The sequence below is a fragment of the Microcoleus sp. Pol1C5 genome (assembly GCF_036701115.1).
Taxonomy (GTDB): domain Bacteria; phylum Cyanobacteriota; class Cyanobacteriia; order Cyanobacteriales; family Microcoleaceae; genus Microcoleus.
Genome location: NZ_JAUBQE010000089.1, coordinates 1 through 15,011 on the forward strand (window position 1 = coordinate 1; position 15,011 = coordinate 15,011).

The 15,011-nt window shown below is 45.7% G+C and carries 22 protein-coding genes and 1 pseudogene; 6 read left to right on the forward strand and 17 right to left on the reverse strand.

Features of this window, described 5'->3' with window-relative positions:
- The first annotated feature begins 78 nt into the window (after positions 1-78).
- A complete protein-coding gene (locus tag QUA23_RS29325; RefSeq protein WP_333079383.1) occupies positions 79-774 on the forward strand; it encodes a type ISP restriction/modification enzyme in 696 nt (231 codons plus the stop codon).
- 186 nt (positions 775-960) lie between these two features.
- Here QUA23_RS29325 and QUA23_RS29330 read toward each other — a convergent pair whose 3' ends face one another.
- Positions 961-1,404, reverse strand: a complete 444-nt coding sequence (locus tag QUA23_RS29330; protein ID WP_333079381.1) for a hypothetical protein — start codon at positions 1,402-1,404, stop codon at positions 961-963.
- A gap of 149 nt (positions 1,405-1,553) precedes the next feature.
- On the opposite strand from QUA23_RS29330, the gene QUA23_RS29335 reads away from it, so the two are divergent.
- Positions 1,554-1,766 (forward strand): helix-turn-helix transcriptional regulator, encoded by a 213-nt coding sequence (locus tag QUA23_RS29335; protein WP_332958465.1) that lies wholly within the window; start codon positions 1,554-1,556, stop codon positions 1,764-1,766.
- A gap of 35 nt (positions 1,767-1,801) precedes the next feature.
- On the opposite strand, the gene QUA23_RS29340 is transcribed toward QUA23_RS29335, so the two are convergent.
- From QUA23_RS29340 to QUA23_RS29395, 12 genes are all read right to left on the reverse strand, one after another.
- Positions 1,802-2,170, reverse strand: a complete 369-nt coding sequence (locus tag QUA23_RS29340; protein WP_333079379.1) for a hypothetical protein — start codon at positions 2,168-2,170, stop codon at positions 1,802-1,804.
- A gap of 16 nt (positions 2,171-2,186) precedes the next feature.
- Positions 2,187-2,390 carry a hypothetical protein gene (locus QUA23_RS29345; RefSeq protein WP_333079377.1) on the reverse strand — a complete coding sequence of 68 codons (204 nt, stop codon included), beginning with the start codon at positions 2,388-2,390 and terminating at the stop codon, positions 2,187-2,189.
- A 74-nt stretch (positions 2,391-2,464) separates the two neighbouring features.
- Complete coding sequence (locus tag QUA23_RS29350) at positions 2,465-2,650, reverse strand: copy number control protein (protein WP_190657378.1); 186 nt, start codon at positions 2,648-2,650, stop codon at positions 2,465-2,467.
- Positions 2,651-2,984: 334 nt separating this feature from the next.
- Positions 2,985-3,935 (reverse strand): F0F1 ATP synthase subunit gamma, encoded by a 951-nt coding sequence (locus QUA23_RS29355; RefSeq protein ID WP_333079376.1) that lies wholly within the window; start codon positions 3,933-3,935, stop codon positions 2,985-2,987.
- A gap of 121 nt (positions 3,936-4,056) precedes the next feature.
- The gene (gene atpA / locus QUA23_RS29360; RefSeq protein WP_333079375.1) at positions 4,057-5,574 is read right to left on the reverse strand and encodes a F0F1 ATP synthase subunit alpha; all 1,518 of its coding nucleotides are present in this window, start codon (positions 5,572-5,574) and stop codon (positions 4,057-4,059) included.
- 191 nt (positions 5,575-5,765) lie between these two features.
- Positions 5,766-6,311, reverse strand: coding sequence for an ATP synthase F1 subunit delta (atpH, locus tag QUA23_RS29365; protein ID WP_333079374.1), 546 nt, complete (start codon positions 6,309-6,311; stop codon positions 5,766-5,768).
- Positions 6,312-6,314: 3 nt separating this feature from the next.
- The gene (locus QUA23_RS29370) at positions 6,315-6,842 is read right to left on the reverse strand and encodes a F0F1 ATP synthase subunit B (RefSeq protein WP_333079373.1); all 528 of its coding nucleotides are present in this window, start codon (positions 6,840-6,842) and stop codon (positions 6,315-6,317) included.
- An 87-nt stretch (positions 6,843-6,929) separates the two neighbouring features.
- Complete coding sequence (locus QUA23_RS29375) at positions 6,930-7,415, reverse strand: F0F1 ATP synthase subunit B' (RefSeq protein WP_333079372.1); 486 nt, start codon at positions 7,413-7,415, stop codon at positions 6,930-6,932.
- A gap of 97 nt (positions 7,416-7,512) precedes the next feature.
- Positions 7,513-7,758, reverse strand: a complete 246-nt coding sequence (gene atpE, locus QUA23_RS29380; RefSeq protein ID WP_006631105.1) for an ATP synthase F0 subunit C — start codon at positions 7,756-7,758, stop codon at positions 7,513-7,515.
- 129 nt (positions 7,759-7,887) lie between these two features.
- On the reverse strand, positions 7,888-8,646 hold the full coding sequence (gene atpB, locus QUA23_RS29385) for a F0F1 ATP synthase subunit A (RefSeq protein WP_332958449.1): 759 nt from the start codon (positions 8,644-8,646) through the stop codon (positions 7,888-7,890).
- 55 nt (positions 8,647-8,701) lie between these two features.
- Positions 8,702-9,154, reverse strand: a complete 453-nt coding sequence (locus QUA23_RS29390; protein WP_333079371.1) for an ATP synthase subunit I — start codon at positions 9,152-9,154, stop codon at positions 8,702-8,704.
- A gap of 338 nt (positions 9,155-9,492) precedes the next feature.
- Entirely contained in the window at positions 9,493-9,942 is a 450-nt protein-coding gene (locus QUA23_RS29395) for a nitrate reductase associated protein (RefSeq protein ID WP_333079370.1), read from the reverse strand.
- 197 nt (positions 9,943-10,139) lie between these two features.
- On the opposite strand from QUA23_RS29395, the gene moaA reads away from it, so the two are divergent.
- The 4 genes and pseudogenes from moaA to QUA23_RS29415 form a co-directional block, all read left to right on the forward strand.
- The gene (gene moaA / locus QUA23_RS29400) at positions 10,140-11,129 is read left to right on the forward strand and encodes a GTP 3',8-cyclase MoaA (RefSeq protein ID WP_333079368.1); all 990 of its coding nucleotides are present in this window, start codon (positions 10,140-10,142) and stop codon (positions 11,127-11,129) included.
- Positions 11,130-11,296: 167 nt separating this feature from the next.
- Positions 11,297-11,785: a hypothetical protein gene (locus QUA23_RS29405; protein WP_333079366.1), complete on the forward strand. Its 489-nt coding sequence runs from the start codon at positions 11,297-11,299 to the stop codon at positions 11,783-11,785.
- Complete coding sequence (locus tag QUA23_RS29410) at positions 11,778-12,218, forward strand: DUF7689 domain-containing protein (protein WP_333079364.1); 441 nt, start codon at positions 11,778-11,780, stop codon at positions 12,216-12,218. The genes QUA23_RS29405 and QUA23_RS29410 overlap by 8 nt, the downstream gene beginning before the upstream one ends.
- 53 nt (positions 12,219-12,271) lie before the next feature.
- Positions 12,272-12,382: pseudogene (locus QUA23_RS29415) on the forward strand (cyclic pyranopterin phosphate synthase MoaA); the annotation flags it as partial.
- On the opposite strand, the gene QUA23_RS29420 reads toward QUA23_RS29415, so the two are convergent.
- The 4 genes from QUA23_RS29420 to QUA23_RS29435 form a co-directional block, all read right to left on the reverse strand.
- Entirely contained in the window at positions 12,379-12,840 is a 462-nt protein-coding gene (locus tag QUA23_RS29420) for a Uma2 family endonuclease (RefSeq protein ID WP_333110654.1), read from the reverse strand. The pseudogene QUA23_RS29415 and the gene QUA23_RS29420 overlap by 4 nt on opposite strands.
- Positions 12,841-13,000: 160 nt before the next feature.
- Positions 13,001-13,186, reverse strand: coding sequence for a hypothetical protein (locus tag QUA23_RS29425; protein WP_333079363.1), 186 nt, complete (start codon positions 13,184-13,186; stop codon positions 13,001-13,003).
- 70 nt (positions 13,187-13,256) lie between these two features.
- Positions 13,257-14,072 carry a class I SAM-dependent methyltransferase gene (locus QUA23_RS29430; RefSeq protein ID WP_333079362.1) on the reverse strand — a complete coding sequence of 272 codons (816 nt, stop codon included), beginning with the start codon at positions 14,070-14,072 and terminating at the stop codon, positions 13,257-13,259.
- Positions 14,073-14,225: 153 nt separating this feature from the next.
- Positions 14,226-14,924 carry a class I SAM-dependent methyltransferase gene (locus QUA23_RS29435; protein WP_333079361.1) on the reverse strand — a complete coding sequence of 233 codons (699 nt, stop codon included), beginning with the start codon at positions 14,922-14,924 and terminating at the stop codon, positions 14,226-14,228.
- Positions 14,925-15,011 lie beyond the last annotated feature (87 nt).

A 15,011-nucleotide genomic window follows, 5' to 3' on the forward strand; every position in this document is an offset into this window, starting at 1 on the left:
AGGCAGAGATTTTTGAGAAGAGTTATAATTCGCAAAGCCTTTGCCAGATAAGCTTTGCGAGTTTTGGGAGATGTCTAGATGACTGATTGTATTTCTGATGTGGGAGTAGGGGGGCGTCCCGGACAATGTTTCCCCTTCTACATCTACGATGAAGACGGCACAAACCGCCGCGAAAATATCACAGACTGGGCACTAATAGAATTCCGCCGCCACTACCGAGACGACAGCATTAGCAAATGGGATATTTTCTACTACGTCTATGCAGTTTTGCACCATCCCACCTATTGCACTCGCTACGCGGCCAATTTGAAACGGGAATTGCCCCGTATTCCCTACACTCCCGATTTTCATTCTTTCGCTAATGCGGGCAAACGTTTAGCAGAAATTCACGTCAATTACGAACAGCAACCCGAATATCCACTTAAGTGGATAGAAAATACTGACGTGCCGTTAAATTGGCGGGTAGAAAAGATGAGATTGAGTAAAGATAAAACTCAACTGATTTACAACGATTTTCTCACCTTAAACGGCATTCCCTCTTCAGCATTTGAGTACCGTCTGGGGAACCGTTCTGCGTTAGATTGGGTAATAGACCAGTATGAATTCAAAACTGATAAACGGACTGGAATTGTTAATGACCCGAATCGCTTGGATGACGAACAATACATTGTCCGGTTAATTGGCCAAGTCATCGCAGTCAGTTTGGAAACTGTGCAAATTGTCCGCAGTTTGCCGAGTTTGGGAATAGGGGAGGAAGATATTATTGACTCTTAGGCTGGAATGATGGTGCATGGTATCATCACCTTGGTTTCTTTCCCTGAACTTATGCCAATTCTTAAAAGTCGCAGCTCCCGGCACCGGACACGGCATTGCCGTTTCCCTACGGATATGGCGTACAATCTTGTAGCACTACTTTTTAGGTCACGAGTTCGTAAGTCTAGTTATAAAAAAACACAGCATTTAGAAATGTTCCAGCACATATTTTTCCTGTGCATAAACCTTTCGCAGCGATTCAACTGCTATTTTCGGCAACATAAATTTAATCACTCCCACCACTCGCCCCCAGTCGAACAATTCAGGAACCGAAACAGCTTGATGAAATTTCTGTGCATAGAAATCCACCCAAAAATCGGGCGCGTGTCTCTGTTTCTGACTCGCTATCCGGCGCTTCCAATAACCAAAATCTAAACCAGAGGGCGATTCCACTCCCAAAACTGGCGGAAAGTCCGCATAACTGACAAACCGACTCATGCCTTTGGCGTGCACGTACAGGATATGCGCCCAGCACTCGAAGCGATATATTTGTTCTACCTTGATTTTCAGCAGCCGCGCGATCGCCTCTTTTGTCACAAACCGGCTCAATCTGTGTCTGGGGGTTGATTTTCGCGAAAATTTTGTTAACATGATGTTAAGCAAATCCTTTGTAAAGAGTACAAACTTTTGTAAAGGGATTGAATTTGGATAGGCGATCGTCTTTAAGTTTTCCAGACGTTGGGGCGATCGCTTTTTACAATACAATTGTATGACTTATATTAGTCAACTGTCAAGAGGTTATGGGATTAATTAAGTTGCGGGTTCGAGAATTTGCTGCCGAGAAGGGCTGGACGCTGAAAGAAGTTTCAGAGCGCTCGGGCGTAGTCTACAGTACCCTCAGAACCTATGCCCGATCGCCCGGATTAGCAACAGTTGATGTGACAGCCTTGCACAAGTTGGCGAGGACTTTTGATTTGTCGATCGAAGATTTGTATGAGATTGTGCAGGAATAGTCGATCGCTTTTACGAACTAATTATCCAGTCAATATTACTCGACAGTTGCTAGCATCTGATTGACAGACTCGCTTTGTTGTAGCGCTTCCCAATCAGATGTAACAGGTTGGTAAGAACAGTAACACACCACAATTCGCTCCTCAGTATCGGAAGCAGAAAACTGCTGAACGCGAGTAACTACCCAATCTCCATCTTTCCCGTGGGTGACTCCATTACCGGGGTCAGATAGATTTTCATAATCGCGGGTTTTGTCCCCTACTTGGGGAATTTCTGGGTTTTCTTCCCAAGTCCAATTTTCCCAAAGTATATTAGTTAGACCGCCCCTCGGCATAAGCTGACGTTCTTCCCAGCCGGGAGCACTCATGCTTTCGGTTTTGTAGACAATCCAGATTTTTTGTGCCATTTTTCCTCCCTTTCCTTTAATCTTGGTAATCTTGCCACATATCCTGAAACGAGGTTTGTTCCCCCTCAAACACGCAAGCCACATCAGGGGGGGTTTTACGAGTCACTCGGATTTCTTTTAACCGCCAGTGGTATTTTTCGCCCATCTTTTCACAGAGTTCGGGATCTGTAACATGGTGTACGTTTTCTGGCTTTGGATTCGGTACGCGATCGCTCCTCACTTCAGACTTCCCTTACAGTTTAAAAACTAAATGTCTTGCCCTGTATGCGATCGCTCCACCACTGCACACAGCAGCTATGTGTTGTTTTGGTTTTGACTTGCTTCTATTTTTGGTTGCTCAGCCTTCATGACATATTGCTCCATAAATTCCAGCAAAACATCCCTCATATTTTTACCGTCCCTAGCAACAGCCGACTTAAATCGGTTCCGCAATTCCGGCGGCATTTCTACTCTAATAGCCACAGTCTTGTTTTCATCCATACAGGCTCAAGGCTTTACAACATATACATTTTGACATTTTTATGTAGTTTGCCTAAAAACCAGCTTTTTGCATACAGGTGCATTGTTTTAATTATATGCCTTAGTGCATACTAATGCAATACTGCAATTAATGCCCTTTTCCGCCAAAAACGCTACAGAGCGTTAATTTAAGTCATTTAGGTATGATTTACGCTCATAAACCCGGTTTCTGCAAAAAATCTTGAGTTTGGCTTTGTTAGTACATTGTGGTCAATTGTAACAACTTTATAAATAAAAAAAGCGCCTGAGTTCCCCCAGACGCATACCATAAAATTAACAAATTGTCAACCCTAACCTAACCCTTCAAAGCCTCAGCACCGCCGGAAACTTCCAGGATTTCCTGAGTAATTGCTGCTTGCCGCGCCTTGTTATAAGTCAGCGTCAAACTACGGATCAAATCGCTAGCATTCTCACTAGCATTGTTCATCGCAGTCATCCGCGCCGCCAACTCGCTAGCAGCAGACTCTTGCAAAGCCCGCAGCAATTGGTTGTTCAAATACAAGGGCAAAAGAGCCTCCAGAATTTGCGCCGGATCTTGCTCGAAAATCATGTCCCTGGGCAAACTCTTCGTAGGTGAAGAAACCTTCTCGCGCGATACTTGAAACTGTCCGCCTTGGGATGTCAAGCGGAAGATTTCATCATCAGGAGTTTCCAAACCTTGGGGGTCGAGGGGCAGCAAAGTTTGAATTACCGGACGCGAACTAATTAGTGACACAAACTTGGTGTAAACTAGCTCAACTCTGTCCACAGTTCCCGACAGAAACAAAGAAAGCAATTCGTCAGCAATTTGTGCGGCTTCCGATGCTGTGGGAATTTGTTCCAAGTTAGCGTAAGTAGCATCGATCGGCTGTTCGCGGCGCTGGAAATACTGAGTAGCTTTGCGTCCTACCAACACGTATTTGTAGTCTAAGCCTTCAGCTTTGATTTCCTTAGCGCGATTTTCCGCGTATTTGATGATGTTGCTGTTGTAGCCGCCGCACAAACCCCGATCGCCCGAAACTACCAACAGTCCCACCGATCGCACTTCGCGTTTTTTCAGCAGCGGCAAATCCAGGTTTTCAAACTGCAAGCGTTCCGCCAAACCGTACAATACCTCTGCCAGTCGATCGGCAAAAGGCCGAGTAGCAGTCACCTGTTCTTGAGCGCGGCGCACCTTTGCAGCGGCCACCAAACGCATCGCTTCTGTAATCTTTTTAGTGTTCTTGACCGACTTAATGCGATCGCGAATAGTTTTCAGATTTGCCATAACTTTCTCCTTACATCCTTGCCCGCATCTTCTTAATTAAAACCGCAGAGTAACGCAGATTAACTTCAGATTATCTGCGTTAATCCGCGTTCATCTGCGGTTCAAAATTCCTACTTGTCTACTACGCAGAAACTAGAAAACTTTGCTTGTATTCAGTGATGCCTTCTTTCAGCAGCTTCTCAGCTTCATCAGTCAAGGCTTTTCCGCCTTGAACAATTTCGCCGTACTTGGGCTTGCTAGTCCGCAAATAGTCGCGCAAACCAACAGTAAACTTGGTTACTTTGTCCACATCGATGTCATCCATGTAGCCGTTAATGCCAGCATAGATAACAGCCACTTGTTCGTTCATCGGCAGAGGAGAACTTTGCGCTTGTTTCAAAAGTTCGCGCAAGCGTTGACCGCGGGCCAATTGATTTTGAGTAGCCTTATCCAAGTCAGAAGCAAACTGAGAAAATGCTGCCAGTTCTTCAAACTGCGCCAATTCCAATTTCACCTTACCGGCTACTTTTTTCATTGCCTTAGTTTGAGCCGCCGAACCTACCCGCGATACCGAAATACCGGGGTTTACAGCCGGACGCAAACCAGAGTTAAACAAGTCCGAAGAAAGGAAGATTTGACCGTCGGTAATCGAAATTACGTTCGTCGGAATGTAAGCAGAAACGTCACCTGCTTGGGTTTCGATAATCGGCAAAGCTGTCATGCTGCCTTCGCCCAAATCGTCGCTCAATTTAGCAGCGCGTTCTAGCAAGCGAGAGTGCAGATAGAAAACGTCTCCGGGATATGCTTCGCGACCGGGAGGACGGCGCAGCAACAAGGACATTTGGCGGTAAGCTTGTGCTTGTTTGGAAAGGTCATCGTAAATGACCAAAGTGTGCTTGCCTTTGTACATGAAATACTCGGCTAAGCTAGCCCCTGTGTAGGGAGCCAAGTATTGCAGGGTTGCGGGGTCGCTAGCGTTGGCTGCTACTACGATCGTGTAGTCCATCGCGCCCTTTTCTTGCAGGACGTTGACGATGTTAGCTACTGTAGAAGCTTTTTGACCGATCGCCACATACACACAAATTACATCTTCCGATTTTTGGTTGATGATTGTGTCGATCGCGATCGCAGTTTTACCGGTTTGTCTGTCACCGATAATCAGTTCCCGCTGTCCTCTTCCCACCGGAATCATCGCATCAATAGCGGTAATTCCTGTTTGCATGGGTTCGTAAACTGAACGGCGAGAAACAATCCCCGGTGCCGGAGATTCAATCAAGCGAGATTCAGTAGTTTTAATTTCTCCTTTGCCGTCAATCGGACGGGCCAAAGCATCAACTACCCGTCCCAACATTGCTTCACCCACGGGGACTTCAGCAATTCTGCCAGTAGCAGTAACTGCCGAACCTTCTTGAATTCCCAAACCTTGGCCCATCAGCACTGCGCCGACGTTATCTTCTTCCAAGTTCAGTGCAATGCCCACGGTGCCGTCGGCAAATTCTAGCAATTCCCCAGACATGACTTTATCCAAGCCATAAATCCGGGCAATGCCGTCGCCTACTTGCAGAACAGTACCGACGTTAGAGACTTTTACATCTTGGTCGTACTGCTCAATTTGCTGGCGAATAATGCTGCTAATTTCGTCAGGTCTGATTGCTGCCATGTCAGTTATTATGTGTCAGTTGTCAGTTTTTAGTGGTCACTCGATCTTTTTGGCAAGAAAGAATAGGGATTTGGCAGTAAGAATTTGGGACTAACAACTAGAAAACAGAAATTTATTTATTCCTGCTTCCTGTTTGATTCTTCCTGCTTCCTGGTTCCTGCTTCCTGCTTTCTGGTTCCTGCTTCCTTAAGTCAGGAATTCAAGCGAATTCCCAGACGGCGCAATTGTCCCCGCAGGCTGGCATCAATTACTTGAGAGCCTACTTTGATTACCACACCGCCGATTAAATCTGCGTCTATTTTGGTTTCAATTTCTACTTGACTAGCGCTGGTCATCGCCTGCACTTTCTCGCGAACAGTCTGCTGTTGAGCGTCTGAAAGCGGGACTGCCGAGGTAACTTCAGCCAATACTGTTTGGTTTAGTTCTCGGAGCCTTGCCAGGTATTGTTTTCCAATTCCTTCTAAAAAAAGAATTCTTCCTTTGTCTACTAAAAGCTTCAGAAAGTTGTGCATCAAGGGGTTAATTTCTTCACCCGCTATTTGCTGAATCACGGCTTTTTTAGCATCCGGTTTTACCAGCGGATTGGCTAAAAATTGACGTAATTCTTCCGAACCTTCTAGCAGGCTCAGCAAGGAACGAATGTCTTCGCCGAACTTCTCTGAGAGATTGCTGGACTGAGCCAGTGACATCAAGGCAGATGCGTAAGGCTGTAAGACTTCTGTGCTGACTGTACTCACGTTTTAGCCTCCCAGTAACGCAATGCTGCGATCGATTAATTGGTGTTGAGCGCTGTCGTCCAAGCTAGTTTTTAGCTGGCTTTCCACCTTTGCTAATGCCAGAGATACAGCCGCCGATCGCAGTTGGGCGATCGCTCTTTCCCGCTCCGCTTCCAACTCTTGACCTGCTGTTGCTCTCATGCGTTCAACGTCCTGCGCTGCCTGAGCGAGAATTGCTTCTTTTGCTTTCTTCGCAGTTTCTTCAGCAGCGGCACGAATGCGTTCTGCTTCTGCTTGCGCTTGAGTCAATTTTTGCTGTTGCTCTGCTAGAGCTGCTGCTGCATCTTTTTGGCGTTTTTCTGCTTCTTGAATCGCCTCTTGGATGGCCGAACGCCTCTCTGTCAGGATTTTACCTACAAATCCGCGCCCGAAATAAAACAGCACTGCAATAATAATGACCAGGTTAATCAGGTTGGTTTCTAAAATATCGAAATTTAAACCGAAACCACCTTCGCCGCTAGCTTCTGTGGCTAGCAATAAAACAGTCCCCATGATACTCTTCCATAATTGCGCGTGCAGATTTGGTGAACCGATTTTAGATTTGAGATTGCATCAAAAATCTAAAAGTTTTCGGTCTTGCTATTTGACCAGCGACGGCCCTAATAGCTTTTCGAGAATTTGGCGGCTGAGCGCGTCTACTTGTTGTTCTAGTGAGCGCATTGCTTCTTGCTTTTGCTGCTCTATTTCTTGCCCAGCCTTTTCTCGCGCGACTTGAGCTTCTTGTTGAGCCTCAGCTACTTTGGCGGCCCCAATTTTTTGGGCTTCAGCTTGAGCAGCAGCAATTACTGATTGAGACTGCTTGCGAGTTTCTCCCAGTTTTTGCTCGTACTGCTGCGCTAGTTGCTGAGCTTTTGCCAAGCGTTCCTGGGCAGAAATTTGAGTGTTGCGAATGTAATCGGCGCGATCGTCAATTGACTTGCTGAGCGGCTTGTAAAAAATTACATTCAAGACTGCGACTAGAATTAAAAACTGCACCGCCATCAGAGGCAGCGTAGCATCTATATCAAACAGTCCCCCTTCCTTAGCCGCTTCTTCAACTGCTAGTAATACTGTCCAGTGCATCATGATTTTTTGACGGCTTCCATCTAATTCGCTTAATCGATTTTAGATTTGAGATTTTGGATTAGAATCGCCAAAACCTCAAATCTAAAATTTCAAATTATTATGCGAAGGGGTTGGCAAACAGCAGCACTAGGGCTACGACCAAACCGTAAATTGTGAGCGCTTCCATGAACGCCAAACTCAACAGCAAGGTGCCGCGAATTTTACCTTCTGCTTCCGGCTGACGGGCAATCCCTTCTACAGCCTGACCTGCTGCATTTCCTTGACCAATGCCAGGGCCGATTGCAGCTAAACCTACTGCCAAAGCGGCGGCAATTACGGAAGCGGCAGCAACTGTTGGGTTCATGATGATTTTCCTTATCTAAAGTACAAAATTGAGAGCAGAAAGTCTACAGAATTGTCGGATTTAACGGCAGTAAGTTTGAGGAGAGGAAATTTTCTTTTTCCTGCTTCATGCTTAACCGTTTTTCCTTAGTTAATCGTGGTGTTCTTCGCCGTGACCGCCTTCTAGAGCTTCACCTATGTAGGCGGCGGCTAAGGTAGCAAAAATCAAAGCTTGAATTGCACTGGTAAATAGTCCCAGAACCATCACTGGCAGAGGAACAAATAAAGGCACTAGCAACACTAGCACTCCGACCACCAATTCGTCCGCAAGAATGTTGCCAAACAAACGGAAACTTAGGGACAGAGGCTTAGTGAAATCTTCTATGATTTTGAACGGCAACATGAAAGGCACCGGTTCAACATAGTGGGCGAAATACCCCAAGCCGCTTTTGCTGAGACCTGCATAAAAATATGCTAGAGAAGTCAGCAGTGCAAATGCTACCGTGGTGTTGATGTCAGCGGTAGGAGCTCCCAATTCGCCTGATGGCAGCTTAATCAGCTTCCAAGGAATTAGAGCGCCAGACCAGTTTGACACAAAGATGAACAGAAATAATGTACCAATAAACGGTACCCAAGGGCGATATTCTTTTTCCCCAATTTGGTTTTTAGCCAAGTCCCGAATAAATTCCAGCGCATACTCCATAAAATTTTGCATTCCGCTGGGAATTCGCTGGATTTTGCTGGTTCCTAAAATCGAAACTACGACTAAAACAGCAATTACAAACCACGAGGTTAGAAAAACCTGCCCGTGCACTTTCAGATTGCCAAGTTGCCAGTACAATTGCTGGCCAACTTCCAAATTGGCGAGGGGGAAACGATTAAAGGTGTTTAGAACGTCAAGCATTGCCATTCAACGGGCTTCCCCATACAAATCGATGAGTTGAGTTTTGCTCGAATTGCCTGACCTACCTGTAGTCTAGTGCTAATGCACTTCGGATTACGTAAACCAACAGCGCAGCTTTGTAAGTCAGAAATCCCAAAAATATCGGTAAAATCTGTAGCTGATTCCACTGTGTTCCTACTATCATCACCGCTAAAAACACACCGAGCCTTGTCTTGCTGATGCGCTGATTTTGGCTGCCGATTCGTTCAACGTCTCTAGCCAACATCTTTAAGTAAACCACACCTGTGCTCGCCCCAAGCAAATAATTCAGGGCAATGTTGAGCGAGTAAAAAATCCAAACGGAGATAAAAATAATCGCCGTAAATGCAAGGGTGTACGCCAACAACTCTTGTTGGAGGCGATAAAAGTCTTGCATGGGATTGCTAGTCTCGGACGAGACTGTCGAGACTGTGCCAGCCTGAGGAATATCCTCGTTTGCTGGTGTGGGTTCGGTGGGTGTGTTTTGCGTGTTCACGAAGCTCAGAAACTAATGCAGGTAGCAGGCGAGTGCTTTGCAAACTCAGAAAAATAATACCACGCTGCGGTAACAATACTTAAAATTAAATTAATGCTTTTTTTTGATTTTGGTGTTGGGCGCTTCGGAAATCTCAACCCGTTAAATGTCCGATCGACCTCACCCTACCTCTCCCACCGCCAGACCACACTCTTTTACATATTGTTCTTCCTTTTCTCACTAAACACCTCTCACTTAGTGAGAACAAACAGAGGACGATCGGGCAAATAAATGAGCAGACTCTCCCTTCTCGCACTCTGCGGCCTCTGCGCCCTAGAAGAGTCAATTAAAACTCGATCTCATTCAATAACCTTAAACTCTTGAAGTGCCGGGATGAAATTTTTATTCTCGTGGCTCGATCGACTAAGCTTAATCAAAGCAAATCGCTGTAGCGGCTGCAAATTCGCCCACTGGGCCAAAGTAATTGTCACGCCGAGCTCTTGCGCTTTTGCGGAAACCGACTCCGGTACAGTTGCAGCATCCATCCACGGGGGATTTTCATCTACGGTCAAATCAGTTCCCGGTTTACCTGTATGTTTAATTAATAGTTGATTTAGCTGTTCTCGGTAATCGATAATTTCTGCTTGGGTCAAGCAAGGTTTCTCTACAAGGATTTGACGTTCTGCTTGGTTAAAATGATTCCAATCCTGCAACTTTAATTTAATGCCGCAAGTATCTAACTTGAGACGTACCTGCATCGGAATGCAGCGCAGAGCTTCCACAAAATCAGCTTCAAATTCAAAGAACATAAATTTAGCAATTTTAGATTTTAGATTTTAGATTTTAGATTTACTCTACAGCCGCGAGCTGGGGGCTTGTATCCCTTTTTGGATGATATTAATTGTATTTTAGATTTTAGATTTTAGATTATCGATTTACTCTACAGCCGATAATTGCAGAAAATCGAGCCAGCATTTATAATTAAATAATATTACAAACTATTGACATGGATACCGTAGACTACCTTCGGATTAGCTTGATAGACCGCTGCAACTTCCGCTGTCTCTACTGTATGCCGGAAGGTAGCGAGTTGGACTATGTATTGCAGCAGCAGTTGTTAACTCACTCGGAATTGCTAACTCTGCTGCGGGAAGTTTTTATACCCGTGGGATTTACCAAGTTTCGGTTGACTGGAGGGGAACCGCTGCTGCGCCCTGGGGTGGTGGAATTGGTGAGGTCGATCGCATCTTTGCCGGAAACGCGAGATTTGTCAATGACAACCAACGGCTTTTTGCTGGCGGGAATGGCGGAAAATCTCTACAATGCAGGTTTGCGCCGGATTAATATTAGTTTGGATTCGCTGGAACCGGAGACTTTTGATAAGATAATTGGCAGTCGGGGACGATCGCGGTGGACGCAGGTTTGGGAGGGAATTCAAGCAGCTTATCAAGCTGGATTCGACCCCCTGAAACTGAATGTGGTGGTAATTCCCGGTGTGAATGACGGCGAAATATTGGATTTAGCGGCGTTAACAATTAACCGGAATTGGCACGTTCGATTTATTGAGTTTATGCCGATCGGGAATGGGGATTTATTTGGCGATAAAGGTTGGGTAGCCTCAGCCGAATTGCGACAACAAATTAACGACAAATACGGGTTAGCCGAGTCGGGAATTCGCGGAAATGGGCCGGCGGATGTGTTTCAAATTCCGGGGGCGAAGGGCACTTTAGGCTTTATCAGCCAAATGTCCGAGTGTTTTTGCGATCGCTGCAACCGGATGCGTTTGTCTGCTGACGGGTGGCTGCGGCCTTGTCTGCTGAACGAAACCGGGCAAATTGACTTAAAAACTGCTTTACGGAATGGGGTGTCTACAGGCGAATTGCGCGATCGAGTGCGGCACATATTAGAGATTAAACCGGAGATTAATTTCAAGCAGCGAGATTCGGGAACTACTCAGGGAAATTACAGCCGCACCATGTCTCAAATTGGCGGGTGAACTGCCCGAAATCGATCGCTCTTTTTGTTATGTAGGCCAGAGGGGCGATTCCCTACGGGATAGCTGCGCTTCAGGTACTTGGGCAAAAATGGGCGATCGATTTTTGTCAACTCTGTATCGATAATTTATTTTGTACACTTAAGACATCATCCAATTTTGTAAGTCAGATGAACACCATCTCGATCGCCATTTCAGACCTGCTGATGCTGAAGCTACAAAAAGTTGCTGCTGAGATGAATGTATCCATCGAAGAATTAGTCTTGATGAACATTGAAAGCTCGATCGCGCAACGAGAAAATCCCGCAGCAAATACCGAGCGAGATATCTTCAATAAAAATGCTGAAATTTCGAGCGAGGTAATTGACAAATTTTATACTCTTGCTACGGAATGGGAAAGTGAAGTTGCGGGAATGTCTTCCACAGATCAAATGTCTCAGCATCCTGCATATCAGGAAATTATTAATATGGGATCTAAAGTCGTGCCGCTGTTGCTATCGGAACTGCAAAAAAATCCCCTTTACTGGTTAGCTGCATTGAATGCAATTACGGGTGAAAATCCCATTAAACCGGAACAAAGGGGAAGGGTAAAACAGATGGCATCAGCTTGGATAGAGTGGGGTAGAGATCGAGGCTACGCGATTGAAGAGAATGTATAGAAGACGGGAACTTGAAATTCAATGGCCTAACTTGTCTCGCACTGATTATCGAGTTACTAGCCAAAAGTCACAGGAATATAATTGCTTTGCATGGGCTGCTTGTGAAGAAGATCGCTGGTGGCAACCGATACCTGGAGAGCAATTCTATTGGCCAGAAGGCGTGCCGCAAGAGGAGACTTTAGACGCATATATTCAGGCTTATCAAACACTGGGATATGAACTTTGTAATGGTGATATATTAGAAGCTGGATATCAGAAAATAGCAATATATGTTGACTCTAGCGGTATCCCAACTCATGCAGCTAGACAGTTACCTAATGGTAAGTGGACAAGTAAACTTGGATGGTTAGAAGATGTTGAACACGAATTGGATGGATTGACAGGCGACAGGTATGGAGTTGTCGCTCAAATTCTTAAACGTGCGATAAATTAGGGAAAGGCGATAACTTTAGCTCAACCCAATTTACAAATAATTATATTAAATGCGATCGAGTGCGGCAGATATTAGAGATTAAACCAGAGATTAATTTCAAGGAGCGAGATTCGGGAACTACTCAAGGAAATTACAGTCGCACCATGTCTCAAATCGGTGGTTAAAACTCCCCTCTCAAGACTTGCTGAGCCGTCAAGCTCAACTGCGGGAACATCGGAGATACAAGCCCTTGTTCCCCTTGAAACACCCCAACTTCCAGAGACTGACCCGATTCTAGTCGGAGTACCGCTACAATTTGCTCTTGAGGGTCAACAATCCAATACTCAGGGATGCCCCGCGCTGCATATTGATCTCGTTTGCTAATGTAATCGCGATCGCGCCCAACTCTACCGGGACTAACGACCTCGACAACCAACTGAGGGGGCGGCATATCAAGGGTGATAGTTAGCCTGGTTGCTGTCAGCAAGATGTGTTCGGGCCGCAAAACCACCAAGTCGGGATAACGGTTAGCGCTGTCACCCTCTCGCAGGATAGGAACTTGGATCTCGCAGCTAGGTGCTTTGATGAGCCTGAGCGGGACGAGTCCGCTGCTAGCAAGAGTGAATAGTAGATAGTGAGCAATGAAATTGTTAGGTTAGGATTCTGGCGGCAATATTACTAACTCTCCGTCAATTAGTTCGTAGCGGTTGTCGGTGTCGTCCTCGTAGGTGAGGAACTCTTCAAAGGTGAGTTTTTGCTTGTGCGTTTGTATCATTTTTTACCTTCCACGATTGCTATAGCGATTAAGGCAATTCCTCGGCCGAGGGAAGCGGTGGCAGCAGTGATTCTAATTTAATTAACAAGCAGGGCTGCACTGTTTCAATTATATTGCAGAGAGTATGTGGCTGCACGCGATCGTACCGATGAGCGATGAGATTTAGCAAATTAACAATGTTGCGCCGCTCGATCGCAGATGTTAGGCAATTCAAGTCTAATGTTGTGCAGCCGATTGCGGAACAAAAACACTGGAATCTATGGGGTTAATTAACAATAGATACGTTATTTCTGCGCTACAGCATACAAGACATTTACGTCTAGTGAATAAACTTCATTTGTCCGCAATAATTGCAGATTTACTTGTCGGACACGCTCCCTTGCCGCTGGATCGAGTTGGTCGATCGTACCCCTGAGTCCTCCACCTAAAACCATTGTCCACCAATCGTCTGGAGAAGTCAGTTCGTAAGTGCCCACTTCTTCAAAAACCTCTAGGTTTGTCGCGCCACCTGCTTCTAGTAGTGCTTGGAGCGAGGCGGAATCACGAATCCGATCCCACGGCGTAAATTTCCTATATAAATCTGGTCGTTCAGCCTCAATTGCACTCCAAAATATTTGATTTGCAGGTTCAAATACCTTTGTTCCCCAAGAGGTAATGGCGAGCTTCCCCCCTGGACGAACCATTCGCCAAAGTTCTTGAACTGCTGCTAGCATATCTGGAACAAAGAAAATCCCGAAAACACAAACAATTGCATCAAAACTGGCGCTGGGGAAACCTAGATTTTCAAAATCGCCATATCGAAACTCAATATTTTCAAGCCCTTGTTGTCGTGACTTGTCACGTGCCAGTTCCAGAAGGGATTCGGCTAAATCTATTCCCAATACTTGTCCATTGGAACCTACACATATTGCTGCTGGAATCGCAGAAGCGCCGCTTCCACAACAAACATCCAAAACCCGATCGCCGGGACGAAGCGAAAGTCGATCGATTGTTTGTTGTCCGAAGCGATTCCAGAAAGATAAAGCTGGATCGTCAAAGCGATCGGATGCTGCATTAAACACATTTTCTATTTTGGCGATCGTCTCTTGCTTGCTAAGCATTGATTGAACTACTCCTTACTTTCAATATTTCAGTCAGTTACTCTTACACAGACTATAATAACTTTTCCATAAATATGAGGTGTGTTAGTTCGGAGATTGTCGATTCTCAGCGGAAATTATGCGAACTGACGCACCCTACAACTTTTAATCCCGTCATGGTCGCCTTGCATACCAAGCATGAATAAAAAGAGTTTGCAAGAAAAGTACAGGAGTATCAAATCCGCTGGATGCAATGATTGATGCGACTTCGTGAGGTGCTAGCACAGCAGCATCCCGACCATGAGAAGCAAGAAATTTTTCGATGTCCTCATCCGGATATTCGGCATACTTCAGCATCCGAGTCCAAACCTCACGAAGGCTTTGATAGGATGAAGCGGACATATCGGAAGCTAAATCCGCATTAATCAAGTATCCTTGAGGGCCAAGTCGTGAAGCGATTTGACTGAAAAAGTTGCGCCTCTCCTCTTGCTGCATAAAGAAGTGAGAAACCAGTAAGCAAGTCGCCGCCTCGAACGGCTCCGAGACGGGCAACGAATCGAGATAACCTTCGTGCCATGTGCAACGCGATGCAATTCCACACTCTTCAGCTTTCTGACGACAAGTGTCAAGCATCGCAGGCGCAGGTTCAACCGCCGTGAATTGCCACTGCGGAAATTCACGGGCGAGATAAATCAATTCCAAGCCAGTTCCAACGCCGACACAAAGAATCCGCGCATCAGCAGGAAGCTCAGAAAGGATCAGGCGGGTAAGTAAATGAAGCGCGTCGCGCAATGGAGCGACTTTAGCCATTCTTTCGTCGTAGGTAGAGGCGCGTTCTTCGTCGAAGACTACAGCTTGTTCTTCATTTTGCATTAGAGATTAAATAGGCGTTGCTGAATTTATGTATGATGTAGCGATCAAGAGCCAAAAACATTATTCAAAACAGGATGGAATCTTTAG

Coding starts and splice junctions, on each gene's coding strand:
- QUA23_RS29325 (WP_333079383.1), top strand. CDS start 79: ATGACTGATTGTATTTCTGATGTGGGAGTAGGGGGGCGTCCCGGACAA.
- QUA23_RS29330 (WP_333079381.1), bottom strand. CDS start 1,404: ATGTTAACAAAATTTTCGCGAAAATCAACCCCCAGACACAGATTGAGC.
- QUA23_RS29335 (WP_332958465.1), top strand. CDS start 1,554: ATGGGATTAATTAAGTTGCGGGTTCGAGAATTTGCTGCCGAGAAGGGC.
- QUA23_RS29340 (WP_333079379.1), bottom strand. CDS start 2,170: ATGGCACAAAAAATCTGGATTGTCTACAAAACCGAAAGCATGAGTGCT.
- QUA23_RS29350 (WP_190657378.1), bottom strand. CDS start 2,650: ATGGATGAAAACAAGACTGTGGCTATTAGAGTAGAAATGCCGCCGGAA.
- QUA23_RS29355 (WP_333079376.1), bottom strand. CDS start 3,935: ATGGCAAATCTGAAAACTATTCGCGATCGCATTAAGTCGGTCAAGAAC.
- atpA (WP_333079375.1), bottom strand. CDS start 5,574: ATGGCAGCAATCAGACCTGACGAAATTAGCAGCATTATTCGCCAGCAA.
- QUA23_RS29370 (WP_333079373.1), bottom strand. CDS start 6,842: ATGGGGACTGTTTTATTGCTAGCCACAGAAGCTAGCGGCGAAGGTGGT.
- QUA23_RS29375 (WP_333079372.1), bottom strand. CDS start 7,415: ATGATGCACTGGACAGTATTACTAGCAGTTGAAGAAGCGGCTAAGGAA.
- atpE (WP_006631105.1), bottom strand. CDS start 7,758: ATGAACCCAACAGTTGCTGCCGCTTCCGTAATTGCCGCCGCTTTGGCA.
- atpB (WP_332958449.1), bottom strand. CDS start 8,646: ATGGCAATGCTTGACGTTCTAAACACCTTTAATCGTTTCCCCCTCGCC.
- QUA23_RS29395 (WP_333079370.1), bottom strand. CDS start 9,942: ATGTTCTTTGAATTTGAAGCTGATTTTGTGGAAGCTCTGCGCTGCATT.
- moaA (WP_333079368.1), top strand. CDS start 10,140: ATGGATACCGTAGACTACCTTCGGATTAGCTTGATAGACCGCTGCAAC.
- QUA23_RS29405 (WP_333079366.1), top strand. CDS start 11,297: ATGAACACCATCTCGATCGCCATTTCAGACCTGCTGATGCTGAAGCTA.
- QUA23_RS29410 (WP_333079364.1), top strand. CDS start 11,778: ATGTATAGAAGACGGGAACTTGAAATTCAATGGCCTAACTTGTCTCGC.
- QUA23_RS29430 (WP_333079362.1), bottom strand. CDS start 14,072: ATGCTTAGCAAGCAAGAGACGATCGCCAAAATAGAAAATGTGTTTAAT.
- QUA23_RS29435 (WP_333079361.1), bottom strand. CDS start 14,924: ATGCAAAATGAAGAACAAGCTGTAGTCTTCGACGAAGAACGCGCCTCT.